Origin of the sequence: Paraburkholderia phenoliruptrix, from assembly GCF_019511605.1 — a bacterium.
GTDB lineage: Bacteria > Pseudomonadota > Gammaproteobacteria > Burkholderiales > Burkholderiaceae > Paraburkholderia > Paraburkholderia phenoliruptrix_A.
In genome coordinates this window covers 725,252-748,631 of the sequence record NZ_JAEUAV010000001.1, presented here as the reverse complement: position 1 = coordinate 748,631, position 23,380 = coordinate 725,252, and the positions used below count along the sequence as shown (strand labels likewise).

20 protein-coding genes are annotated in these 23,380 nt (G+C 64.1%); 13 read left to right on the top strand and 7 right to left on the bottom strand.

Features of this window, described 5'->3' with window-relative positions; translation table 11 throughout:
• Window positions 1-48: 48 nt before the first annotated feature.
• Window positions 49-1,461 carry a DUF2252 domain-containing protein gene (locus tag JNB89_RS03195; RefSeq protein ID WP_220361215.1) on the top strand — a complete coding sequence of 471 codons (1,413 nt, stop codon included), beginning with the start codon at window positions 49-51 and terminating at the stop codon, window positions 1,459-1,461.
• Window positions 1,462-1,481: 20 nt separating this feature from the next.
• Here the strand turns inward: JNB89_RS03195 and JNB89_RS03190 are convergent, their stop codons facing one another.
• Complete coding sequence (locus JNB89_RS03190; protein WP_220361214.1) at window positions 1,482-2,336, bottom strand: polysaccharide deacetylase family protein; 855 nt, start codon at window positions 2,334-2,336, stop codon at window positions 1,482-1,484.
• A 327-nt stretch (window positions 2,337-2,663) separates the two neighbouring features.
• Between JNB89_RS03190 and JNB89_RS03185 the strand changes: the two genes are divergently transcribed.
• The 6 genes from JNB89_RS03185 (at window position 2,664) to JNB89_RS03160 (ending at window position 7,744) form a co-directional block, all read left to right on the top strand.
• Window positions 2,664-3,428: an SDR family oxidoreductase gene (locus JNB89_RS03185; RefSeq protein WP_135895475.1), complete on the top strand. Its 765-nt coding sequence runs from the start codon at window positions 2,664-2,666 to the stop codon at window positions 3,426-3,428.
• 163 nt (window positions 3,429-3,591) lie between these two features.
• A complete protein-coding gene (locus JNB89_RS03180; RefSeq protein WP_346656182.1) occupies window positions 3,592-3,933 on the top strand; it encodes an oxidoreductase-like domain-containing protein in 342 nt (113 codons plus the stop codon).
• A gap of 50 nt (window positions 3,934-3,983) precedes the next feature.
• Entirely contained in the window at window positions 3,984-4,862 is an 879-nt protein-coding gene (locus JNB89_RS03175; protein WP_220361213.1) for an NAD-dependent protein deacetylase, read from the top strand.
• Window positions 4,863-4,955: 93 nt separating this feature from the next.
• Complete coding sequence (locus JNB89_RS03170) at window positions 4,956-5,591, top strand: DUF938 domain-containing protein (protein ID WP_220361212.1); 636 nt, start codon at window positions 4,956-4,958, stop codon at window positions 5,589-5,591.
• A gap of 149 nt (window positions 5,592-5,740) precedes the next feature.
• Window positions 5,741-7,150 carry an NADP-dependent phosphogluconate dehydrogenase gene (gene gndA, locus JNB89_RS03165; RefSeq protein ID WP_220361211.1) on the top strand — a complete coding sequence of 470 codons (1,410 nt, stop codon included), beginning with the start codon at window positions 5,741-5,743 and terminating at the stop codon, window positions 7,148-7,150.
• A gap of 267 nt (window positions 7,151-7,417) precedes the next feature.
• Window positions 7,418-7,744, top strand: coding sequence for a DUF4148 domain-containing protein (locus tag JNB89_RS03160; RefSeq protein ID WP_135895471.1), 327 nt, complete (start codon window positions 7,418-7,420; stop codon window positions 7,742-7,744).
• Between the two features lie 252 nt (window positions 7,745-7,996).
• Here JNB89_RS03160 and JNB89_RS03155 read toward each other — a convergent pair whose 3' ends face one another.
• Entirely contained in the window at window positions 7,997-8,941 is a 945-nt protein-coding gene (locus JNB89_RS03155) for a DUF2968 domain-containing protein (RefSeq protein ID WP_220361210.1), read from the bottom strand.
• A gap of 189 nt (window positions 8,942-9,130) precedes the next feature.
• On the bottom strand, window positions 9,131-9,448 hold the full coding sequence (locus JNB89_RS03150; RefSeq protein ID WP_013341726.1) for a hypothetical protein: 318 nt from the start codon (window positions 9,446-9,448) through the stop codon (window positions 9,131-9,133).
• A 258-nt stretch (window positions 9,449-9,706) separates the two neighbouring features.
• On the opposite strand from JNB89_RS03150, the gene JNB89_RS03145 reads away from it, so the two are divergent.
• The 3 genes from JNB89_RS03145 (at window position 9,707) to ltaE (ending at window position 12,152) form a co-directional block, all read left to right on the top strand.
• The gene (locus JNB89_RS03145; protein WP_220361209.1) at window positions 9,707-10,018 is read left to right on the top strand and encodes a cupin domain-containing protein; all 312 of its coding nucleotides are present in this window, start codon (window positions 9,707-9,709) and stop codon (window positions 10,016-10,018) included.
• Window positions 10,019-10,124: 106 nt separating this feature from the next.
• A complete protein-coding gene (locus tag JNB89_RS03140) occupies window positions 10,125-10,925 on the top strand; it encodes a peptidoglycan DD-metalloendopeptidase family protein (protein ID WP_220361208.1) in 801 nt (266 codons plus the stop codon).
• Window positions 10,926-11,144: 219 nt separating this feature from the next.
• The gene (gene ltaE, locus JNB89_RS03135) at window positions 11,145-12,152 is read left to right on the top strand and encodes a low-specificity L-threonine aldolase (protein WP_220361207.1); all 1,008 of its coding nucleotides are present in this window, start codon (window positions 11,145-11,147) and stop codon (window positions 12,150-12,152) included.
• A gap of 34 nt (window positions 12,153-12,186) precedes the next feature.
• Here ltaE and JNB89_RS03130 read toward each other — a convergent pair whose 3' ends face one another.
• Window positions 12,187-13,554: an MFS transporter gene (locus JNB89_RS03130; RefSeq protein WP_220361206.1), complete on the bottom strand. Its 1,368-nt coding sequence runs from the start codon at window positions 13,552-13,554 to the stop codon at window positions 12,187-12,189.
• A gap of 777 nt (window positions 13,555-14,331) precedes the next feature.
• Here JNB89_RS03130 and JNB89_RS03125 point away from each other — a divergent pair.
• A complete protein-coding gene (locus tag JNB89_RS03125; RefSeq protein WP_013341721.1) occupies window positions 14,332-16,785 on the top strand; it encodes a glycogen/starch/alpha-glucan phosphorylase in 2,454 nt (817 codons plus the stop codon).
• Window positions 16,786-16,900: 115 nt separating this feature from the next.
• Here the strand turns inward: JNB89_RS03125 and JNB89_RS03120 are convergent, their stop codons facing one another.
• The 3 genes from JNB89_RS03120 to JNB89_RS03110 all read right to left on the bottom strand — a co-directional run bounded on the left by JNB89_RS03120 (window position 16,901) and on the right by JNB89_RS03110 (window position 19,740).
• A complete protein-coding gene (locus JNB89_RS03120; RefSeq protein ID WP_220361205.1) occupies window positions 16,901-18,007 on the bottom strand; it encodes a hypothetical protein in 1,107 nt (368 codons plus the stop codon).
• Between the two features lie 274 nt (window positions 18,008-18,281).
• Window positions 18,282-18,671, bottom strand: coding sequence for a DUF6232 family protein (locus JNB89_RS03115; protein WP_135895465.1), 390 nt, complete (start codon window positions 18,669-18,671; stop codon window positions 18,282-18,284).
• Between the two features lie 139 nt (window positions 18,672-18,810).
• On the bottom strand, window positions 18,811-19,740 hold the full coding sequence (locus JNB89_RS03110; protein WP_135895464.1) for a LysR family transcriptional regulator: 930 nt from the start codon (window positions 19,738-19,740) through the stop codon (window positions 18,811-18,813).
• 307 nt (window positions 19,741-20,047) lie between these two features.
• On the opposite strand from JNB89_RS03110, the gene mdlC reads away from it, so the two are divergent.
• Both mdlC and JNB89_RS03100 read left to right on the top strand, forming a co-directional pair.
• On the top strand, window positions 20,048-21,637 hold the full coding sequence (gene mdlC, locus JNB89_RS03105; RefSeq protein ID WP_220361279.1) for a benzoylformate decarboxylase: 1,590 nt from the start codon (window positions 20,048-20,050) through the stop codon (window positions 21,635-21,637).
• A gap of 55 nt (window positions 21,638-21,692) precedes the next feature.
• Window positions 21,693-23,144 carry an aldehyde dehydrogenase gene (locus JNB89_RS03100; protein ID WP_220361204.1) on the top strand — a complete coding sequence of 484 codons (1,452 nt, stop codon included), beginning with the start codon at window positions 21,693-21,695 and terminating at the stop codon, window positions 23,142-23,144.
• Window positions 23,145-23,380 lie beyond the last annotated feature (236 nt).

Sequence of the window (23,380 nt, the reverse complement as noted above, 5' to 3'; positions counted from 1 at the left end):
AGGTCTCTCGAACGGATAGTGAACCTCACAAGAAGAACGGAGATGAGCATGAAAGCCAGCACCATTGCCGAGCGCGAAGCCCGTGGCCGTGCCGCGCGCGAAAAGTCGAAGCGCTCGAGCCACCGGACGGTCGGCGAACTGCAGCGCGATCCGCTGCCGTTGCTCAAGGAGAGCAGCGAGGGCCGCGTGCAGAACCTCGTACCGCTGCGCTATGGGCGCATGGCCGTGTCGCCGTTCACGTTCTTTCGCGGCACCGCCATCCTGCAGGCGCATGACCTGAGCAAGGTGCACGATACCGGCCTTGTCATGCCAATTTGCGGAGACGGGCATCTGATGAATTTCGGCGGCTTTGCGACGCCCGAGCGGCAGCTCGTGTTCGACCTCAACGATTTCGACGAAGTGTCGGTCGGCCCGTTCGAATGGGACCTGAAACGCCTCGCCGCGAGCCTCGTGATTGCCGCGAGGCATATGCGCCTGAGCCGTGGCACCGCGGAAGATCTGGTGATGACCGCGATTGGCGAATATCGCAATCGCATGGCGCAATACGCGCAGTGTGGCGCACTCGATCTCTGGTATGAGCGCATCACGTTCGACCGCATGGCCGACACCGCGCTCACGCCGGAACGGCGCCGCGCCGTCCGTCGCGGCATGGAAAAGGCGGCGAGCCGCACGCACGAAAGTCTGTTCGAGAAAATGGCCGAGCATGACGGTCATCGCTGGGTGATTCGCGATGCGCCGCCCGCGCTCTTTCACGTGCTCGGCGCGAACACCCTGTTCACCGAAGAAGAGACCGAAGTGCTGAAGGGCGCGCATGGACACAAGATGCTGGACAGCATGTGGAGCGACTACGTCAAGACGATCTCGCACGATCGCCGCGAATTGCTCGCGCACTTCGGCGTGCAGGACATCGTGTTCAAAGTGGTGGGCGTGGGCAGCGTCGGCACCCGCTGCATGGCCGTGCTGCTTGTCGACCACATGGGCAAGCCGCTCTTTCTGCAGATGAAGGAAGCGAGGCCGTCGGTCATCGCGCGTTACTGCAAGACGCCACCGGTCAAGCATCAGGGCGAGCGTGTCGTACAGGGGCAGCGCATGCTGCAGGCCGCGAGCGACATCTTTCTCGGCTGGACCACGAGTCCGCTTGGGCGGCACTACTACTTCCGTCAATTGCGCGACATGAAGCTGTCGGCCAACATCGAGCTATTCGATACGGACCTGCTGACCGGCTATGCGCAACTGTGCGGCTGGGTGATGGCGCGGGCCCATGCGAAGGCAAGCGGCCAGGCGGTGGAAGTGAGCGCCTATATTGGACGCGGCGATCAGTTTGCCGAAGCGCTCGCCGCCTACGCGGCGAGTTACGCCGATCAGGTTGAGCGCGACTACGACGCCTTCATCAAGGCATGCCGCAGCGGCGTGCTGCAAGCGCGTTCAGACGAGGACATGGCGGCGGACTTCCGTGTCTGAATCTTGTGGCGCGCTCTCTATCAAGCGTCGACGCGTGCTTCGCGCAGCGTCACGAAGCGCAGCTTATGCCGCCGAGCTGCTTCGACGATACGCGGCAGCACGGCAAGAATCAGCGGTTTGCCGTCGGCGGTGAGCGCGGCGTTGCCGTCGTGCAGCAGCAGAATGTCCCGCGCCGCGAGGCCGTCCAGCAGGCGGCGCGCGACGACCTCAGGGTCGCGCTCGAGGGTGTCGTAGCCGCGCCGTGTCCACGCAGCGAGCCGCAGGTCGAGCTTGCGCAGCACCGGTTCGAGAAAAATGTTGCGCAGGCCGGCCGGCGCGCGAAAGAACATGGGCCGCTCGCCGCTGAGCTCTTCGAACGTGCGTTGCGCGGCATCGATCTCGCGCCACAGCGCATGTGGCAACGTGACAGAAAACGTATGCACGTGCACCTGCGAATGATTTTCCAGCGCATGGCCGCGCGCAACGATCTCTCGGACGAGATGCGGATAACGTCGCGCCTTCTCGCCGATGCAGAAGAAGGTTGCGCGCACGCCTAGCGAGTCGAGCAGATCGAGCACTTGCGGCGTGACGACGGGATCGGGGCCGTCGTCGATGGTCAGTGCAATCGCGTCAGCGTTGCGCGAGCCGGCGGGCAGGCGCGTCCAGTTAGGACCGAGCAGCGAGGTGCGCGGCAGGAGGCCGGCCACCGTGAACACCGCATGATTCGCGAAGATTGCCGCGAGCCACCACGGCCATGCTCGCGGTGCCACGAGCCACGCGCCCAGCACGAGAACGTGCCATGCGGCGGTGGCGGTCAGCATTACGGGATAGCCGGTTTGCGGCCAGCGGCGCAGCGGAGCCGGGCGAGCGTGGTCGGGTGTGGACGGTGAGTTCATAAAACGTGTATTCAACCTGCTTTCGATGCTTGCGCGGATCGGGCGGGCGCCACGAAGGCAACGTGCGCAATGCGTGGGGCGCGACGCGCCGACGCAACCTCGAACGATACCATTGATGCGCGAGCCGCCGCGCCGGCGGACAGGAATGACAACGAAAGCGGGCAGCCTTTAGTTCTCGGCCCTCAGCCCACAGCGCTCATCTTTCAGCCCCTCAACCGTTGCCTTTCGGCACGCGAGCCGCGTGGCGCGTGCATTTGTGATGAGCCCGGCGCTGCGGTAAGGTGCAAGGCACGGGCCCGCGCGGGCCGGCAAACAGGGAGACACGCGGTGACAGTGACGGGAATCAGAAAAGTGGCATTGGTTACGGGCGCGGGCAGCGGCATTGGTCGGGCCTGCGCGCTGCGCCTCGCGGAACATGGCTATAGCGTCGTGCTCGCCGGCCGGCGCGTTGCCGCATTGGAGGCAGTGGCCGAAGAGGCGCGCGCGCTTGGCGGCGAGGCGCTGGCCGCACCGTGCGACGTGGCGGACGCCGCGAGCGTCGGCGGTCTGTTCGATACGATCCGCGAACGCTATGGGCGACTCGACGTGCTCTTCAACAACGCAGGACGCAACGGCTCGCCGGTTGACATCGACGAACTCGACATCGACGAATGGCGCTCCGTGGTCGACATCAATCTCACCGGCACATTTCTCTGCACGCGCGCGGCGTTCGGTCTCATGAAAACGCAGAATCCGCGTGGCGGGCGCATCATCAATAACGGTTCCATTTCGGCGCATGCGCCGCGTCCGAACAGCGTGGCGTACACGGCCACCAAGCACGCGATTACCGGGCTCACCAAGGCCGTGTCGCTAGATGGCCGGAAATACGACATCGTGTGCGGTCAGATCGACATCGGCAACGCGGCCACCGACATGGCCGAGCGCATGGCACGCGGCGTGCCGCAGGCAAACGGCGAGATAGCGGTCGAACCGTTGATGGATGTCCGCCACGTCGCGGATGCCGTGCTGCATATGGCGCAATTGCCGCTCTCGGCGAACGTTCAGTTCATGACGATCATGGCGAGCAAAATGCCGTTCGTCGGACGCGGCTGAGCGCGGCCGGCACGCAGCGCGGCGCGGGCGATCCACTTATACTGGGCGCTGTGCAGCCTGTTGTTTGCGCTTCGCGCCTCGCTACCCGTTTCCGCGTATCCAAGTGACGTCTTCCGCCGTGCCCCGTGCCGCATCCGCCGACGACCCGAAGCCGCAGCCGCCCGTGCAGCCCGATCTCGACGATTGTTGCCATAGCGGTTGTAGTCCGTGTGTGTTCGATCTTTACGACGAAGCGCTCGAACGCTATGAGGTCGCGTTGGCGCAATGGCAGGCGCGCAAGATGGGGCAAGCAGAGGAAGCAGGACGGCCGCAGCAGGTGAAAGGCGAGCGGAGCGCGCGCAAACCGAGCCGGTCGGAAGCGGACGTGCCTCAAGCGAACACGCCTCAAGCGAACACGCCTGAACCAACCGCAAATCAACCAACCACACCTGAACCAACCACACCCCAACCAACCGCTGCCCGAAAAACCCCACCGGCCCAAGCCCACACCCGCAAGCGTCGCTGAACCCGCAATCGCGCGTTCATAATCCACGCCGCAGCCATCACTCATCCGCCATGACCGACCAACCGCCCGCATCTGCCGACTCCATTGCGCCTTTGCAGGAATCGCATACGCTCGACGATCTGCATGACTTCGTGCAGCGCTATCCCCGGCTTTTCGTGCTGACCGGTGCGGGCATCAGCACGGACTCCGGCATTCCCGGCTATCGCGACGACAACGGCGAGTGGAAGCGCTCGCCGCCTATCAGGCTGCAGGAGTTTCTCGGCACCGATGCGATGCGTCGGCGCTACTGGGCGCGCAGCATGGTCGGCTGGCCCGTCGTCGCGCAGGCGCGGCCGAACGCGGCGCATGTCGCGCTGGCGCGTCTTCAGGCCGCGGGTCATGTTGCGACGCTCGTCACGCAAAATGTCGACGGTCTGCATCAGCGCGCGGGCAGCCGCGATGTGATCGAGTTGCACGGCGGTATCGACGGCGTGACCTGCCTCGATTGCGGCACGCAGCATTCCCGCGCGGCGATCCAGCAGACGCTCCAGGCCGAGAATCCGGCGCTCCTGAACGTCACCGCCGAAACCGCCGCCGACGGCGACGCGCATCTCGAATGGCATGCACTCGAAACGTTCCGGGTGCCGGCGTGCTCGAACTGCGGCGGCCTGCTGAAACCGGCGGTGGTGTTCTTCGGCGAAAGCGTGCCGCGCGAACGCGTGGAGGCGGCTTCCCATGCGCTCGATGCCGCAGACGCCGTGCTCGTGGTCGGTTCTTCGCTGATGGTCTACTCCGGCTACCGCTTTTGCGTATGGGCCCAAAAGCAGCGCAAGCCGGTCGCCGCAATCAACCTGGGGCGCACCCGTGCAGACCCGCTTCTCGCGCTGAAAATCGCGGCGCCATGCGCCGATATGCTGACCGCTCTTGCGGGGCGTCTCGCGCTAGATTGAGCGGCGAGCGCATGCCGATCCAATGCAGTCCAACGCAGCAGTCCCATCCAGCAGTCCCACGCAGCTAATGCAATCGAACGCTCACATATCACCATGACAGAACCCGTCCCGTCGATGCGGCAACGCTCGCCCTCTGCCGAACGCAACCGCGAGCCGATCCTCGCCGTATTGCGCACCGTATTGCCCGCGACTGGCCGCGTGCTCGAAATTGCCAGCGGCACGGGGCAACATGCGGTCTGCTTTGCTGCAGTGCTGCCAGATCTCGACTGGCAGCCGAGCGACGCCGACCTGCAGGCGCGCCAATCGATAGCCGCATGGATCGCGCACGACGGCCCGCCGAACGTGCGCGCCCCGCTTGCGCTCGACGTGCGTCAGCCGGACTGGCCGGTCGGCACGATCGACGCGGTGGTGTGCATCAACATGATCCACATTGCGCCGTGGAGTGCAGCGCAGGCGCTGTTCGCCGGGGCGAGCCGCCATGTGCGCGACGGCGGTGTACTGTTCCTCTACGGGCCGTACAAGCGCGGCGGCGCGCACACGGCGCCGAGCAGCGCGGCATTCGACGAACAGTTGCGCAGCCGCGATCCGTCGTGGGGCGTGCGCGACATGGAAGAAGTCGTGGCGCTCGCGGCGTCGGCGGGATTCGTGTGCGACGAGCCGGTCACTATGCCGGCCAACAATTTCAGTCTCGTATTCAGGAAGCGCGCGCAAGCGGGCGACGCGCGGTGACGGCGCCCCATATAGCGAAAGCAGCCTGGCTTGCCCTTGCCCGTTAACGAGCGGCAAACCGGCATTTCTTTTATGCTTTCACCCTCGACGTCCGGCCCGGTTTCCTCGCGGCGCGGCGTCACGACACTTTTGGACACTGGAGAATTCACATGGGCAAAGAGGCAATCGGCGTGGTGGGGCTAGCGGTCATGGGCCGCAATCTGGCGCTCAACATCGAGAGCCGCGGCCACGCGGTGTCGGTCTACAACCGTAGCCGCGAAAAGACCGACGAACTCATCGCCGAATATCCGGACAGGAAGCTGGTGCCGGCGTTCTCGCTGGAAGAGTTCGTCGAATCGTTGGAAAAACCGCGCCGCATTCTGCTCATGGTGAAGGCGGGCGAGGCGACGGACGCCACCATTGCATCGCTCAAGCCGCTGCTGGAAAAGGGCGATATTCTCATCGACGGCGGCAACACGCATTTCACCGACACCATTCGCCGCAATCAGGAACTGGCAAAGGCCGGGCTGCATTTCATCGGCACCGGCGTGTCGGGCGGTGAAGAAGGCGCGTTGAAAGGGCCGTCCATCATGCCGGGCGGCCAGCGCGACGCTTACGACCTGGTTGCGCCGATTCTCACCGAAATCGCCGCGAAAGCGCCGGACGGCGAGCCGTGCGTTGCCTACATGGGTCCGGACGGCGCAGGCCACTTCGTGAAGATGGTGCACAACGGCATTGAATACGGCGACATGCAGTTGATCGCCGAAAGCTATGCGGTGCTCAAGCAGGTGGCGGGCTTGTCGAATGAAGAACTGGGCAAGGTCTACACCGAGTGGAATCAGGGCGAGCTCGACAGTTACCTGATTGAAATCACATCGAAAATTTTCAGCAAGAAAGACGAGGAAACCGGCAAGGATCTCGTCGACGTGATTCTCGACCGTGCGGCGCAGAAGGGCACCGGCAAGTGGACCAGCCAGAATGCGCTCGACCTCGGCGCGCCGCTGCCGCTCATTACCGAGGCCGTGTTCGCACGCGTGCTGTCGTCGCTGAAGGATCAGCGCGTGGCCGCGAGCAAGGTGCTGGAAGGACCGACGGCAAAGCCGCTCGGCGCCGGGCGCGACGCCTTCATCGAATCGGTGCGCCGCGCGCTGTACTTCAGCAAGGTGATTTCGTACGCGCAAGGTTTTGCGCAGCTGCGCGCCGCGTCGGAAGAGTACAAGTGGGACCTGGACTTCGGCACGATCGCGAAGATCTTCCGCGCCGGCTGTATCATCCGCGCGCGCTTCCTGCAGAAAATCACGGACGCGTACACGAAGGACAAGGCGATCGCCAATCTGCTGCTCGACCCGTATTTCCGCGACATCGCCAGCAACTACCAGACGGCGTTGCGTGAAGTGGTGGTGGCGGCGATCAACGCGGGCGTGCCGGTGCCCGCTTTCGCATCCGCAGTGGCTTATTTCGACGCTTACCGCTCGGAGCGACTGCCCGCCAACCTCGTCCAGGCGCAGCGCGACTTCTTCGGCGCGCATACGTTCGAACGCATCGACAAGGCGGGCAGCTTCCACGCGAACTGGAGCTGAAGCGCTCGAGCGGCAGGGGTCGCCGCACGCGTGCAGCACGGCGCGGGCGGCGGCCGGGTGATTGGTGGTGACGGCGGGATTATTGCCGGCGGCTATCGGCGGGATAGGGTAGGGGCTGGTTTGACGACCGACTATTGCAATTTGCGGAATAGAGTTTCGTCGTTTTAGGGGTTTCCCCTAGATGCTCTCCCTCCTAAACTTGTTTTTAAGCGCTAGGGACAACCAAGGCCCGAAGCGAATCACAACAAGTTCTGGAGGTTATACATCATGAAGACTCTTATTTCTGCTGCTGTCGTCGCCGCTGCTCTGATCGCTCCGGTCGCTTCGTTTGCTCAATCGAACCAGCCGGTCACGCGTGCTCAGGTTCGCGCTGAACTGGTCCAGCTCGAAAAGGCCGGCTACAACCCGTCGAGCGACCGTACCGACTACCCGGCCAACCTGCAAGCCGCTCAGGCGCGTGTCAATGCTGAAAACGGCACCGCCCAGGCTTCGGCCCGGGTGGCGGACAGCGGCTACGGCGCACCTATCGCCGGCAGCTCGCAAGCCGGCCGCGCAATCACGACCGACCGTAGCTCCGTGTATTTCGGCAACTAATGGTCAATGGCGAGCTGGAGTTGCTGGAGTAGGCGAAGCGCCGGCTCGTAGACAGGTATCTGATGTTGTAAAGAACGCCGCCATGGTTTGTCGCCATGGCGGCGTTTTGTTGCTGGCCGGGGCAAGCCCGGCCGAAGTCCCAATCCAGCCCAGCCCCAAGTAAAAGCGCTGGAGCCAAGTCCACAGCGCGAGGCACTCGTCCCGCAGGCCCACGCCGCAAACCCGCCCGTGAGCGCCCGTCGCTTCAGGCAATCAACGGCTCGGCAAGTGCGGAATGGCTTCGTTGCTCGTCATCTTGAGTTGCTGCATCTGCCGGTGCGCCTTGTTCAGATGCGCCTGCGCGGCGATGCGTTGTGCCTCCAGTTGCGACACCTCCTTGCGCACCTGATGCTGCCGGTTCGAGGCCGCCTGCTCCTGCGCGCTGCGTCGCTGCAGGTCGCTGCGCAGCCGCTCGGCCTCGGCCTCCGAGCGCGCGATCATGCGCGCCAACTGCCCGTTCTGCGCCTCGAGTTGCGCACGGCGCGTTTCGCAGTCCGACAGGCGCGTCGCCTGGTCCTCGAAATGATGGAACGCGGCTTCGGCGGCTTCGAGGTCGGCGGCCTTCAGCGCGCGCCACAGGGCGCCGTCCTGATACAGCGCGACGTAGTACGCCAGCTCCTTCGCATGAAACAGCAGGCTGACCGAGTAGGCAAAGCTGCGGAACACGCGAAACGGCATGAGCGCATCTTCTTCAGCCAGCCATTCGACTTCGGCGGTATTGGCGATCTGCACGCCGCGCGCGCTGACCTGCGAGGGCACAGCCTGTACGGGGCGCAAGGTCAGCACCGGGCGCGGGCCGTGACGGGCAACGGCCGCACCCCCAGCGCTCCCGGCGTTGGAAGGTCCAATGGAAGCGCCATCGGCCCCCGTGCCCGGTCCCGGAGTCCCGTCCAGCTCGGCCTCTGCGTCGGCGCTGAAATCGGCCCTGGGATCGGCGCGGAAATCAGCTCTGAAAGCGGCATCCACGTCCGCCCCGACGTTCGCCCCGGCCTTGGACGCGGGGCGCGATGCAGCCCCGGACGCAAGACCGCGCGACAAGTCGTCTGCGTCCGCGTTCGCGTCGGGAGACGAAGCCGATGCGGCGGCAGGATTTTGCGCCATCCGCACGATGTGGGATGGACCGGTCAGCACGCTACGGCGGTTCAGGAGACTTTTCACGGCGGTTCCTCCAGTTGACTCGCCCGACAGAACCAGACGGCGCCGGCAATCAGGCATTCCGGCAAACTGGTGGCTTGGGCGGTGAGCGAAAAGCGAAGGCTCAATGACGTGGACGACGGATGGACGGACGGCTCCACCGGCCACGTCCGGCTGCGCAGCGACGCGGATGTCGTCCGCGAGCGCAGCCTCTTAGTGCAGCGTGCGTTGCCGGGCTATGTCGTCGAATAGCGCGCGGCTCGGTTCGAGCGCAAGCAGCCAGGATTCGTCGTAGCCGCTCAGGTTGTCGAGCGCCTCGCGCAGCCGCTCGACGGCAAGCGCGGGAATTTCGACGCGTGCTTCTACCCCGCTCGCCAGTCCGACGATGCTCGCCAGTTGCACGAGTGCGTCCGCGGCCTCGGCGACGTCGGCTGCGAAAACCAGATGGTTGTTCAGCAATTCGACCAGTCCCGGCGACGCGGCGACGTCGTCGACGTTGAGTTGTACGGCCAGAAAGGTGGCTTTGTTCATCGTCGACTCCTTGCGGGATCCGGTAGTTTGGGTCCGCGCCGCCGGGGCGCAGCAAGGTTGAGTATAGGTGAGGGGCACGAGGATTCAATGGTCACACCATTTGCCGGGCTCGCCTCCATGCGCGAGGCAGGCGGGCCGCGCGACTTATAATGCCCGTTCTCAACTGTGGCGCGCGCGGCTTGCCGGCGGCGGCCATGTCAGATTCGGATAGCGGCCCGCGCCGCACGGCGCGGTCTTTAGCGAGTGCCTTGGGGGACCATGAAGATCATCCGCAGCAAGAGCTTCACCGCCACGCGCGCCTGGGGCGCGCTGGACATCGCCAATATGGGCGGCATCACCACGCGGCTGCATTGGACCGATCGACCGTACAAGTGGCACGTCAACGACGGAGAAGAAGTCTTTGCCGTGCTGGATGGCCGCGTCGAGATGCGCTATCGCGAAGACGGTGTCGAGCAGGCGACGATTCTGGAAACCGGCGATGTTTTCTATGCGTCGGTGGGTACCGAGCATGTCGCGCATCCGCTTGGCGCGGCGCGCGTCCTGGTGGTCGAGGCCGAGGGCAGCGTCTGAGCGCGGCGTCTGCCGTTGCGACCGGTAGCGGCACGGCAAATGCTAAGGCATCGATTGAAGTCGATCGAATCACAAGATTGAATCAAAAAATGTCGAGGGACATCACATGACGAGACCATGGCAATGGGCGGGGACTCCATCGGTTGCAACCCGTCTGCTCGCGGCCGCCGGACTGGCCGCGCTACTGAACGGCTGCACCAGCATGCCGTGGGACAGCACACCGTTCTATGGCAACACGCAAGCACGGCCCACCACGCTCGGCACGGTGCCGGTGCCGGCCGGCTTCTACCGCGTCAATCCGGGCGATACGCTTGCCGGCATTGCATCAGCCTACGGGCGCGGGCTGCAGGACCTCGCCACATGGAACGGCTTGCCGGTGAATGCCGCCGTCGCGCCCGGCCAGGTGCTGCGCGTGGCTCCGCCCATGGCCTCGGGCAGCATCGTGACGCCGCCTTCCAGCGTGGCGCCCAATGCAGGCGCCCCGAGCGGCGGCCCAGCCGCGCCGTCTGCGCCGGCAGCGCCGGCAGCGTCGGCCGCGCCGCAACAAGGCGTGCTGCAATGGCCGTTGCGCGGGCCCATCCTGAAGACGTTCGCCGCGGGCCGCTCGAACGGCATTGTGATCGGCGGACGTCCCGGCGATCCGGTCAAGGCCGCCGCCACCGGCCGGGTGGTCTACGCGGGTTCGGGCATCGAGGCGTATGGACCCCTCATCATCATCAAACACGATGACTCGCTCATTACCGCATACGGGCAGAACAGCACGCTCCTCGTGAAGGAAGGCGATGCGGTCGCGCAAGGGCAGACCATCGGCGAAGTCGGCGTGGACAGTCGCGGCGTCGGCTCGATTCAGTTCGAGGTGCGGCAGAACGGCCAACCGGTCGATCCGCTGGCGTGGCTTCCGCGCTAGCCAGGCGCGCTCACGCCGAATATCAAGCCCCGCTGGTTTACCTCCGCTCTTACATCGGCTCTTAAATCCGCTCCGCGCGCCCCGGCGGGCGCGGCGCAAATTGAATACACTGTGTGGCTCACGGCCGGCACCCGCCGCTTTGCCCTTCAAGGCAAGCGACAAGCGGCGCGTTGGCCGGCCGTCATGGCCTCTCACTCGAAAAACGCACTGGGACACACAATGATCGATCTGCGCAGCGACACCGTAACCCGTCCGACCGCGGCCATGCTCGCGGCCATGTCGGCCGCCGAAACCGGCGACGACGTCTGGGGCGACGACCCCACCGTGCTGCGTCTGCAAGCCACGCTCGCCGAGCGCACCGGCAAGGAAGCCGGCCTGTTCTTCCCGAGCGGCACCCAGAGCAACCTTGCAGCGTTGATGGCCCATTGCGCGCGCGGCGACGAATACATCGTCGGCCAGCTCGCGCACACCTACAAATACGAAGGCGGCGGCGCGGCGGTGCTCGGCAGCATCCAGCCGCAGCCGCTCGAGAACGCACCAGACGGTTCCATCCCGCTCGAGAAGATCGCGGCCGCGATCAAGCCCATCGACAACCACTTCGCGCGCACGCGGCTGCTGGCGCTGGAGAACACCATCGGCGGAAAGGTGTTGCCGGAGGGTTATGTTGCTGAGGCCGTTCAGCTCGCGCGCGAGCGCGGCCTGTCGGCACACCTCGACGGCGCGCGCGTCTTCAATGCGGCGGTGGCGTCGGCCAAGCCGGTCGCGGCGCTGTGCGAGCCGTTCGATTCGGTTTCCATCTGCTTTTCGAAAGGGCTGGGCGCGCCGGTCGGCTCGGTGCTGGTGGGCAGCCGCGCGTTGATCGACCTCGCGCACCGCTGGCGCAAGGTGCTCGGCGGCGGCATGCGGCAGGCGGGCGTGCTGGCGGCCGCTTGCCTGTATGCGCTCGAGCACAATGTGGAGCGTCTCGCCGACGACCATGCGAACGCCGCGCATCTGGCCGCGGGGCTCGAATCCATCGATCAGGTGAAGGTGCAGTCCGTCGCAACCAACATGGTGTTCGCGCAGTTCCCGCAGCAGCACTGCGCGCCGCTGGAAGCGTGGCTCAAGGAGCGCGGCATTCTCACGCAGATGCTGTATGCGTCGCGCTTCGTCACGCATAAGGACGTTTCGCGCGCTGACATCGACACCTTCGTCGCAGCGGTAAAGGGGTACTTCGCCGCGCAGTGACGGGGTGCCGCGCGCGTCCAACCGCGCGCGCTTTCTATTTCGCCGACGCTTTCGCGTGCACGCCCGCGCGATGCGACGGCGCGAGAAGCCGCAATCCGCTCGCCAGACTCGCCGCGCCGGCAAAAAAAGCGCCGGCGCCGAGCGCGAGCGTCGGCCCATGCCGACCCGCAATCCCAAAGCTCAACGCAACCAGGGCCGCGCCCGTGGTCTGCCCGAGCAGCCGGGCAGTCGCGACGATCCCGCTCGCGCCGCCGCTGCGCTCCGGCGGCGCGCTTGCCATCAGCGCTTTCAGATTAGGCGACTGGAAAAAGCCGAACCCCGCGCCGCATATCGCCATGCGGATGCCGATATCCAGCACATGCGGATGCACCGGCAGCAGCGCGAGCGACGCCATGCCCGCCGACATCACCGCAAGGCCCACCGCGCCGAGCAGACCCGGCGGATAGCGGTCCGACAGACTGCCCGCAAGCGGCGCCGCCAACGCGACCACCACCGGCCAGGGCGTCATCAGAAAGCCGGTTTCGACCTGGCTGCGATGCAGTACATCCTCGAAATAGAACGGCAGCGACACGAACGCAAGCCCTTGCGCGGCGAACGAACAGACCGCCGTCAGTGCGGAGAGCGCGAATACCGGCCGTTTGAACAGATCGACGGGCAGCATCGGCGCGGGGTGGCCGGCCTCGCGGCGAATCAGCAGCGCGCCGAAGATCGCGGCGAGCGCCGCGGCGCCCAGCACCAGTTGAGTCGACGCTCGCTGCGCCGCTTCGCCGAGCGCAAAGATGAGCGCGGCGAACGTCACCACGTTCAGGAGCGCCGCGACCGGATCGAAGTTGTGCTTGCCGCGTTCGGTGTGCGGCAGCGCCGGCCACGCAAAGCTTAGCGCGAGCACGCCGAGCGGCACGTTGACCGCAAACAGCCAAGGCCATGACGCGACCGAGAGAATCAGCGACGCCACCGTCGGTCCGACCGCGAACGACACGCCGACGATCAGCGCATTCGTGCCAAGACCGCGCCCGAGGCGGTGCGGCGGATAGAGGAAGCGGATCAGCGCGGTGTTCACGCTCATGATCGCGCTCGCCCCGAGCCCCTGCAGCACGCGCGCGCCGGCAAGCATCGGCAGAGTGGGGGCGATGGCGCACGCGAGCGACGCGAGCGTGAACAGCGCGATTCCGCCGATATAGATGCGCCGATGCCCGACGATGTCGCCGAGCGCCGCAAGCGGCAGCAGCGTGGCGACCATCGCGAGCTGGTACGCGTTGATGATCCACACGGAGGCCGCGGGTGCGGCGTGCAGATCGGCCGCGATTGCCGGCAGCGCGGTATTGGCGATCGCGGTGTCGAGCGTGGCGAGCGCGACCGCGAGCATGATCGCCACCATCGCGCGGCGGTTGGCGGCGGACATGGGGGCATCCGCAGGGAAGGGCGGCGCGGCGGTATTGAGTCGTTCGGACAAGGCGTGGCTCGTCGGTATATGCATGGCGACGCGCCGCGAGAATCGTTGGCGATGTGCGGCGCGAGCGGCAAGCGTGGGTCAACTGCGGGCGCGCGGGCCGCCCGGACGAGCGCCGAGGGCCGCCGCGCGCGGCGAATGAAGCGATTGTTACAGAGACGCCGGGATCGTGCAGAGCAACAGCCCAACTGTAAGCAGGATGAAAAACGCATGCAGACGCAACTAACTGTCAGCCCCGCCACGCGTGCCCGAGTACGGAGCGTGATCACTCACGCAGCGACGCACAGTGCAGCCCGTCCGGCCGTGCGCTCGCTGGAAGCGTCGAACGTTCAGCAGATGAAGCCGTCGATTCGATCAGATCAGCAGGTCATCCGCGCGTCATCGGCCGAAAAAATAATCGCTGTGTCGCATGATTCCCGTCGCATCATGTCACGCCCGTGGTGGCCGTCTTCACACTTTGGCATCGGCCGCGATGACAGTCCGATGCACGCGCGCAGTGCCCGTCCGCGCGCGCGTTGCACCACGCGCGTGCGCTTTGGCCGGACCCGTCGCCTGTGAGCGAGGGTGCTGCCGGGCATGGCACATGCGTGTGGAGCACCCGCTCTCGACGATTTCCGGGAGCCGTAAAATGTCCTACTCTGTTTTCTTAACCCGCCTGACCGGCACGCGCCTCCCGTCCGTCATCTGTGCGGTTCGCGCATGCCGCAGCGTTTTTTCCCGGAGGCCTCGATGACAGCCGTCGATCTGGAATTCGACCAGCTCAACAGTACCGTCGACGCGCTACGGCGCTCAATTTCCAATCGCATGATGTACGGCGTCGGCAAAGATGCCGTCACTGCGCATCCGCATGACTGGCTGCATGCCGCGGCGCTTGCCGTGCGCGACCGGCTCGTCGCGCGCTGGATGAAAACCACGCGCCTGCAATACGAGCAGGACGTCAAGCGCGTCTACTACCTGTCGATGGAATTCCTGATCGGCCGGACCTTCACGAATGCTTTGCTCGCGCTCGGCATTCACGATCAGATGAAGGAAGCACTGGCGAGTCTCGGCGTCGACATGGACGCGCTGATCGACATAGAGCCCGACGCCGCACTCGGCAACGGCGGCCTCGGCAGACTGGCCGCCTGCTTTCTCGACTCGATGGCCACGCTAGGCATTCCCGGCTTCGGCTACGGTATCCGCTATGAGTACGGCATGTTCCGGCAGGAGATCGTCAACGGCGAGCAGGTCGAGGCGCCGGATTACTGGTTGCGCGCGGGCAATCCATGGGAATTTCCGCGGCCCGAGATCAAGTACACCGTGCATTTCGGCGGACGCACCGTGCAGCGCGGCGACCAGGTCGAATGGATCGACACCGAGCATGTGAACGCCACCGCGTACGACACGGTGATTCCCGGCTATGCGACCGACGCAACCAACACGTTGCGCCTGTGGTCCGCGCGTGCCACCGACGAACTCGACCTGGGCGCATTCAATCGCGGCGACTATCGCAACGCCGTGGATACGAAGAACATGTCCGAGAACGTGTCGCGGCTGCTGTATCCCGACGACTCCACGCCGGCCGGCCGCGAACTGCGTCTGCGCCAGGAGTACTTCTTCGTTTCGGCGACCATGCAGGATCTGATTCGCCGCTATCAGCGCACGCACAGCACGTTTGGGCGCTTCTCCGAAAAGGTCGCGGTGCATCTGAACGATACGCACCCGGTGCTGGCCATTCCCGAGCTGATGCGTTTGCTCGTGGATGTGCATCATCTGCCGTGGGACAAGGCGTGGAAACACGTCACGCAGATTTTCTCGTACACGAACCACACGCTCATGCCCGAAGCGCTCGAAACGTGGGACGTGGAAATGCTGTCGCGACTGTTGCCGCGGCATCTGGAAATCATCTTCGAGATCAACGCGGGCTTTCTCAAGCATGTGAGCGAGCAGTCGGGCCACGACGGCGAAATGATCCGGCGCATTTCGCTTGTCGACGAATATGGGCAGCGGCGCGTGCGCATGGCCTATCTGGCGATTGTCGCGAGCCACAAGGTAAACGGCGTGTCCAAGCTGCATTCGCAGCTCATGACGCGCGACATCTTCGCGGACTTCGCGCGCATCTACCCCGACCGCTTCACCAACGTGACGAACGGCATTACGCCGCGGCGCTGGCTCTCGCAGGCGAGCCCGTCGCTGTCGTCGCTAATCGATCAGCGCATCGGCACGCATTGGCGCAGCAATCTGTTCGAGCTCGAGCAGTTGCGCGAACTGCGCGGCGACAGCGATTTCGTCGAGGCATTCCGCGAAGCGAAGCGTCACAACAAGGTGCGGCTCGTGCAGCGGCTCGCGCAGCACACCAAGCTGCATTTCAGTCCCGATGCACTGTTCGATCTGCAGGTGAAGCGCATTCACGAATACAAGCGGCAGTTGCTGAACGTGCTGCATGTGATCGTGCGCTACAACCAGATTCGCGCGAACCCCGAGCGCGACTGGGTGCCGCGCGTCGTGATGTTCGCCGGCAAGGCCGCCTCCGCTTACCGGATGGCCAAGACCATCATTCGGCTGATCGGCGACGTGAGCCAGAAGGTCAACCACGACCCGCTGATCGGCGACCGTCTGAAAGTGGTGTTCGTGCCGAACTACGGCGTGAGCGTGGCGGAGTTGATCATTCCCGCTGCCGATCTGTCCGAACAGATCTCGATGGCCGGCACCGAGGCGTCCGGCACCGGCAACATGAAGCTCGCGCTCAACGGTGCGTTGACCATCGGCACGATGGACGGCGCGAACATTGAGATCTGCGATGCCGTGGGGCGCGAGAACATCTTCATCTTCGGTCATACCGCGGACGAAGTGGACAACCTGCGCGCAACCGGCTACAGGCCGCGGCAAGTGTACGAGGAGAACGCGGAACTGCGCATGGCGCTCGACCAGATTCGCGGCGGTTACTTTTCGCCCGACGATCCGCTGCGCTACTCGGACATTTTCCACACACTGGTGGATTGGGGCGATCACTACATGGTGCTCGCCGATTTCGCCGCGTTTGCGAAGGCGCAAAACGAAGTGGACGCTCGTTTCGTCGACAAGCGTGCATGGACCGAAAGCGCGATCGAAAATGTGGCGGGCATGGGGCAGTTCTCTTCTGACCGAACCATTGCCGACTATGCCCGCGAGATCTGGCGCGTGAATCCGCTCAGCGTGAGTTGAGCGTTTGCGTGATTTGCCTTGGCGCGTGACATCGTGTGATCGTCGCGCGCAACTCGCCGGAAAAGGCCGTGCGTCTTATGGTGTGACGCGCGGCCTTTTCATTTGATGCGTGCGTTCAAGGCGATAGTTTCTCGATGCTCTGGCTCGCGCGCAGACCCAACTGCGCGCGCGGAAAGTCGAACAGCACGTCGATATTCTGCATGCCCATCAGACCGACCACGATGCGGTTCGCGCCCGGCCTGGCCTTGACGATGGTCACCTGCGCGTCGTCATAGCGGTGCACCCAGTTGCCCGAGCCGATGGCCGCGTTGTAGTTGCCCTGCACCAGAACTTTGCCGACGCCGTCGTCGCCGGTCCAGTTCGGCGCGGTGTCGGTTTCTACGCGGATCATGTCGGTGGTCGCGGTCGCGAACACCAGCGGCGCGCAGAACGTCATCTTGTCGCCCACGTTGATGCAGCCGCGCGGCCATTGCACCGTGCCGTCCTGCGCGACGGTCATCGGCACCATCGTGTAGTCCCTGGTGATGGCGCCCGAGGGGCTCAGCAGCAGGTAGGGCTGGTCGAAGTTTGCGTGCACCGCGTAGCGTTCGCCAATATGGCCGGCGAGTGCGCGCAGCGGCTGCGTGCAGCAGGTGTCGTCCGGTTGCGCGGCGCCCACGCCGAAGAGTCCCGAGAAGGCCCAGCCGAATTCGCCGGTGTAGCCGTCCATCGCGATGCAACGTTTCGACGTGGGTTGGCAACTGACGGTCTCCACCGCTTGTGCGTCGATGGACACGAGCTTCGACCCGGCGACGGTCATCGGCAATTTGACGGAGGCGCCTGCAACCTGGGCGCCGTTCGCGAGCGGCAGCGTGTTCGACGGTGCCGCGCCTGGATAGCCCGAACCCGGCAGCACCGACTTCAGCACGCGCACGCCTTGCGTGCCGGTATCGAGCGCCAGGTAGACCGGTTTGCCGTCCAGCACGACCGGCAGGCCGAGACGCGCGTGATCCTGATCGGCGCGTTCGACGTGCAGCGGAATTGCTACGCCGTCCTTGCCGCCGTTGATCAGCGAAACGCTCGGGGCTGGCGGCGTGGGCGTGGGGAACGTGACCGCGCAGCCGCTCAGCGTGGCGAGCGTGCCAAGTGTGCCGAGCGCGGGGAGCGCGGCGGCGGTGAAACGACTCCAGTGACGACGTAAATGCCGGCGGACGGCATAACCAGTGAGAGAAAGCAGGGGCATGAGGCACGCTCGCAAAAAAGCCGTCCCTTGCGAAGGCGATGCATGCTGCAGCGATGCCGGAGATGCGGCGCATCGCGAGGCCTGCGAAAGGGAACGCGCGATAACAGGAGCGGCGACTCTAACCGCGCGCCGGGTCGCACTTGCAAAGATGTGTGAAGGGCTGGGCGGCGCGGTGGCGGCGTGGAAATTCTGCGTGGGCGATGTGGGGCACACGCATGTGCATTGGGCGGTTACGGAAGCCCGCGGGCGCGGGCTCCGCTTCGCTTACCTGAACTTACTGCGCGGGTGACGTTGCTGCGGCTTTGGCTTCGTTCACGGCCGCGCCGACACGCTCGACGAACTCACGGTCGACGCTCGAGAGCGCCTCGCGCTCCCCGCTGGCGGTTTGCACCATCAGACGGTGCGTGATGTCCTGCGTGGCCCACGTGAGCCAGCCGACGACCACGAGCATTACGCCGCACACGAGACCGGCAGGGGCGCTGAGCACGCCGCCGACAATCGCGCCAATGAGGCCCACCAGCGAGATCGTGATTGGCAATATCTTGTTCTTCTGCACCGTGACGACCTGAACGCCGGCGATGTCGCGCAGCGGAAAGACCTGGCCGGCAGATGAAAGCGCATTGCGGGTGACCGACACGCCGCGATCGTTGAAAGGGGTTTCCATCGAGTCGAAAGCAAAGCTGTTGCAAAGGGCGCAGGGTAGCAGACTTCGATAGTCTAATGTCATGAGGTGGGCCCAACGGTCGCACCCTTGCTGGTCAACGCTAGCGCCCCCATTGAACCCGTGGCCATTGCGACGGTGATCAGGACAGATTGGGCTTGCCTTTACGTAAAGAGCCCGTCAGGTGACGCAATTCGTCGAGCAGTTTTACCGCTGGCGTCGGCAGCGTGCCTTGCCGACGACGGAACGCAGTCAGAGTGCGTTGAGCATCGAGGCCTTCGATATCCAGAGCATCAATGACGCCGGCTCTGCTTTCGGTGTCGTACATGGGTTCGGCCATCCAGGAGACAAACCCACAGCGCGCTACCAGGCTTTTGAGCACGGTCACCGAACGGGTTTCAACCGCGATGGAAGGCATCGGGAGACCCTGTGCTTCGAAGGTCTCTTTCACGTGGGCATAAGGTCCAGTTCCTCTGGGCGTGAGGGCCCAGCGCTGTGTCAATGTATCTTCAAGTCGAAGCCTGTCGTTCGAGCGCAAAGGATGGTCGGTCGCCGCGACCACGTAACTTCTGTCGGTCCACGAACAATCGGAGATTGCGGCAACCTCCTCAGTTTCGATTCCCGAAGTGCACAGCGCCAGGTCGATTTCGTGAGTGAGCAACCCTTCTACCAGACGATCCCACACGCCTTCAATCACCTCAACGCGCAGATTGGGCCATTTCTCGAGCACACATGCGATGCCCATCGGCAATACGAGGCTCGCTATGCTGCCGACGGCGCCAACCTTGATGACCCCTTTGGCGAGGCCGCGCATTGCATCGAGTTCCTCTCGCGCCTGGGCGGCTTCCCTTTGCAGCGACACCGCATGCGGCATCAACGCTTCACCAAGCGCGGTCAACTGCATCCCCTTGGTGTGCCGCTCGAAAAGCGGAGCCCCTACTGACTCCTCGAGCCGCTTGATCGATCTGCTCAGCGCCGGCTGGGTCATGTTCAGCGTTGCCGCGGCTCGTCCCAGGCTACCCGCGGAGACGATCGTGGTGAACATCATCAACTGCTGCAGATTGAAACTCATCGCGGCGAACCAGATTGAAAGGGGCTAAAGGGACCGGAAAAGGTCCCAAGCTGTGCAGCCGTAGGTGTCTTCCCTGGAAGGGACCGCAGCACTCGCCCGCTGCGCCTGCCGAGAGCCGGTCATTACGGCGCATAGCCTTGTTCAGCAAGGCGCACAGCAAAAAGAGCCAGTCGGGGAGCCGAACCTACCTATGCCCAAATGTAATGACTTTGACCATTTTTGGCAATTTTCAATCAATGCGCAGGATTCCATACTGCGGCTCATCCAATCACCGCCAATCCTGGTGGCGAACCGCAGAGGACTCGTGATGCAACGAAACACAAGTGGCCAGCCGACCGTTCGCGATGCCGTCGTGGACCTGATGCGGCGCCTCGGAATGACATCCGTGTTTGCCAATCCCGGCTCGACCGAGTTGCCCATGTTCCGCGACTTCCCGAAGGACTTCCGGTATGTGCTGGGATTGCAGGAAGCTGTCGTGGTAGGGATGGCAGACGGGTATGCGCAGGCGACCGGTAATGCCGCGCTGGTCAATCTGCATTCGGCGGCCGGCGTTGGCAACGCGATGGGCAACATATTCACGGCTTTCAAGAATCGCACGCCGCTGGTTATTACTGCTGGCCAGCAGGCCCGTTCGATTCTGCCGTTCGATCCGTTTCTATCGGCATCGCAAGCGACCGAACTGCCGCGCCCGTATGTGAAGTGGAGCATTGAACCGGCTCGTGCAGAGGATGTTCCGCTTGCCCTTGCCCGTGCTTACCACGTCGCGATGCAGGAGCCGCGTGGTCCGGTGTTCGTGTCCATTCCGGTCGACGACTGGGATCAGCCGGCCGAACTCGTCGAGGTGACGCGAGTCAGCACCCGGTCCCGCCCCGATCCGGTGCGGATTGCGGAGATCGGCGACGCGTTGGACAACTGCAAACGGCCAGCCATCGTCGTGGGGGCAGAGCTCGATCGTGCCGATGCCTGGAGTGAGGCAATCCAGTTAGCAGAGCGCCACAATGCGCGGGTTTATGTTGCGCCAATGTCGTCGCGCTGCAGCTTTCCTGAAGATCATCACCTTTTCGCCGGATTCCTTCCGGCGATGCGCGAAAAAATTGTCCGGATTCTGCATGGGCATGACCTGATCTTTGCCGTCGGCGCGCCCGCGTTTGCCTATCACGTTGAAGGCAGTGGGCCGCATGTGCCTGATGGCGCGGCCTTGTACCAGCTTATCGACGATCCGGCGACCGCGGCGTGGACACCGGTGGGCACGTCGGTGGTGGCGAACATTCGCCTGGGGCTTGTCGACCTGCTTGCCCGTCCGGCGCCGCATGGCCGGCCGCTGCCGGCTCGTCGCGAGGTGGTAGAGCGAGCCGAGCCCACTGCAATCATGTCAGTCGCGTATGCGTTGCAGACGCTGTCCGAGGTCCGCGACGCCGCGGATATCGTGGTCGAGGAGGCGCCAAGTTCGCGGCCCGTCATGCAACGTTATCTGCCGTTCACGCGCAGTCAGACGTTCTACACGATGGCAAGCGGGGGCTTGGGCTACGGAATGCCCGCCGCAGTGGGCGTGGCCTTGGGCAAGCCCGGCAGCCGCGTGATCGGCCTGATTGGTGACGGCTCGACCATGTATTCGCCGCAAGCGATTTACAGCGCGGTCCAACTCGATCTCCCGATCACATTCGTCATTCTGAATAACTCCCGCTACGCTGCTTTGCAGGAATTCGCGCCGGTATTTGGCTTCTCCGCGTCGGATCCGGTACAGGGCACTGACCTTCCGGGGCTGGATTTCGTTTCTCTGGCGAGCAGCATGGGTTGCAAAGGGGTGCGAGTGAGCGACGCTCAGTTGCTGAAGTCCGCGCTGGAAGACGCGTTGTCTTCGGGCGAAACACGCCTTGTAGAAATTGTCGTGGCCTGACTGTAAGTCGGTGGTTCGACAGGCCGGCTTTCCAAACATATTTCAGGAGACAGCAATGAATCAGGTACCGATGTTGATCAACGGCGAGCGTACGATGGCGCGCGATGGGGCGACATTTGAGCGCCGTAACCCGCTGGATAACACGGTTGCATCGACGGCACCAGCCGCGACTGTCGCCGATGCGCAAGCGGCGGTGCACGCTGCGGCCGCCGCATTTCCCGCCTGGTCGGCGCTGGGTCCGGGCGAGCGCCGCGCTTTGCTGAATCGAGCCGCAGATGCGCTCGAACAAAATGGCGATGCTTTCGCGCTGGCAATGGCAACTGAAACAGGCGCGTCCCGCCTATGGGCGGATTTCAACGTCAAACTTGCAGCGGACGGCTTGCGCGAAGCCGCTGCGATGACCACGCAGATTTCGGGCGAGGTGATTCCCTCAGACGTGCCAGGCAATCTCGCGCTTGGGGTTCGTCAGGCGGCCGGCGTCGTGCTCGGGATCGCACCCTGGAACGCGCCCGTCATCCTTGGCGTGCGTGCTATCGCGTTGCCGCTGGCTTGCGGCAATACCGTCGTGCTCAAAGGTTCCGAAATTTGCCCCGCGACCCACGGCCTCATCATCGAGGCGTTACAGAACGCCGGACTGCCACGCGGCGTCGTCAACTTCGTGACGAATGCGCCAGCGGATGCCGGCGCCATTGTCGAAGCGATCATTGCCGAGCCGGCGGTCAGGCGTGTTAACTTCACCGGTTCAACGCGCATCGGCCGCATCATCGCTACCCAATGCGCGAAGTACCTGAAGCCCTGCGTACTTGAACTCGGCGGAAAGGCTCCGTTTCTGGTTCTTCACGATGCCGATCTCGACGCTGCAGTTCAGGCCGCAGCATTCGGGGCGTTCGCAAATTCCGGTCAGATCTGCATGTCCACCGAACGAATCGTTGTGGACGAGAAGATTGCCGATGAATTCGTCGCGCGACTGGCCGAAAAGGCGAAGAGCCTGCCGCTTGGCGATCCGAGAAAAGGCCCGGCCGTGCTGGGCTCCGTTGTTGACATGGCGACCGTCAGGAAGTGCAACGACCTGATTGACGACGCGCTGTCGAAAGGTGCGACGTTAGTGTGCGGAGGAAAGTCCGAGAGCACGCTCATGTCAGCCACGTTGCTGGATCACGTCACGGCGGACATGCACATCTACCGGGAAGAGTCGTTCGGACCAGTCAAGGCAATCGTGCGCGTTAATGGAGACGAAGAGGCTATCGCGTGCGCAAACGACAATGAATATGGTCTGTCGGCGGCAGTCTTCAGCCGCGATGTTGCGCGCGCGTTGACGGTAGCAAAGCGTATTGAGTCCGGGCTTTGCCACGTTAATGGACCGACCGTTCACGACGAAGCGCAAATGCCGTTTGGCGGGATGAAGGCGAGTGGTTTTGGGCACTTCGGCGGCAAGGCGGGGATCGCGGAATTTACCGATTTGCGCTGGATCACCGTGCAAACGAGTCCTCGTCACTACCCGTTCTAATTGTTTATACGGTCGCAAGCCCGGTCTTCCTCACGGTGGAAGAGACGGGCCGCTGGCCGACGGCCGCGAACAAAAACAACAACCATATACCGGTGCGAAGCATTCGCTCGGGGAAAGATGAGCGATCAAGTTAAGGAGACTGCAATGCCCTATGTCAATCGTGTCAATCGTGAGTTGTCATTCGATCAAGTCCATTTCAGGTCGGACCATCGCCTCAGAAAACGGATGGTCCGGAA

Excerpts from the sequence above, each read along its gene's own strand:
- JNB89_RS03195 (WP_220361215.1), top strand. The coding sequence starts at position 49 with ATGAAAGCCAGCACCATTGCCGAGCGCGAAGCCCGTGGCCGTGCCGCG.
- JNB89_RS03190 (WP_220361214.1), bottom strand. The coding sequence starts at position 2,336 with ATGAACTCACCGTCCACACCCGACCACGCTCGCCCGGCTCCGCTGCGC.
- JNB89_RS03175 (WP_220361213.1), top strand. The coding sequence starts at position 3,984 with ATGACCGACCAACCGCCCGCATCTGCCGACTCCATTGCGCCTTTGCAG.
- JNB89_RS03170 (WP_220361212.1), top strand. The coding sequence starts at position 4,956 with ATGACAGAACCCGTCCCGTCGATGCGGCAACGCTCGCCCTCTGCCGAA.
- gndA (WP_220361211.1), top strand. The coding sequence starts at position 5,741 with ATGGGCAAAGAGGCAATCGGCGTGGTGGGGCTAGCGGTCATGGGCCGC.
- JNB89_RS03160 (WP_135895471.1), top strand. The coding sequence starts at position 7,418 with ATGAAGACTCTTATTTCTGCTGCTGTCGTCGCCGCTGCTCTGATCGCT.
- JNB89_RS03150 (WP_013341726.1), bottom strand. The coding sequence starts at position 9,448 with ATGAACAAAGCCACCTTTCTGGCCGTACAACTCAACGTCGACGACGTC.
- JNB89_RS03145 (WP_220361209.1), top strand. The coding sequence starts at position 9,707 with ATGAAGATCATCCGCAGCAAGAGCTTCACCGCCACGCGCGCCTGGGGC.
- JNB89_RS03140 (WP_220361208.1), top strand. The coding sequence starts at position 10,125 with ATGACGAGACCATGGCAATGGGCGGGGACTCCATCGGTTGCAACCCGT.
- ltaE (WP_220361207.1), top strand. The coding sequence starts at position 11,145 with ATGATCGATCTGCGCAGCGACACCGTAACCCGTCCGACCGCGGCCATG.
- JNB89_RS03130 (WP_220361206.1), bottom strand. The coding sequence starts at position 13,554 with ATGTCCGCCGCCAACCGCCGCGCGATGGTGGCGATCATGCTCGCGGTC.
- JNB89_RS03125 (WP_013341721.1), top strand. The coding sequence starts at position 14,332 with ATGACAGCCGTCGATCTGGAATTCGACCAGCTCAACAGTACCGTCGAC.
- JNB89_RS03120 (WP_220361205.1), bottom strand. The coding sequence starts at position 18,007 with ATGCCCCTGCTTTCTCTCACTGGTTATGCCGTCCGCCGGCATTTACGT.
- JNB89_RS03115 (WP_135895465.1), bottom strand. The coding sequence starts at position 18,671 with ATGGAAACCCCTTTCAACGATCGCGGCGTGTCGGTCACCCGCAATGCG.
- JNB89_RS03110 (WP_135895464.1), bottom strand. The coding sequence starts at position 19,740 with ATGAGTTTCAATCTGCAGCAGTTGATGATGTTCACCACGATCGTCTCC.
- mdlC (WP_220361279.1), top strand. The coding sequence starts at position 20,048 with ATGCAACGAAACACAAGTGGCCAGCCGACCGTTCGCGATGCCGTCGTG.
- JNB89_RS03100 (WP_220361204.1), top strand. The coding sequence starts at position 21,693 with ATGAATCAGGTACCGATGTTGATCAACGGCGAGCGTACGATGGCGCGC.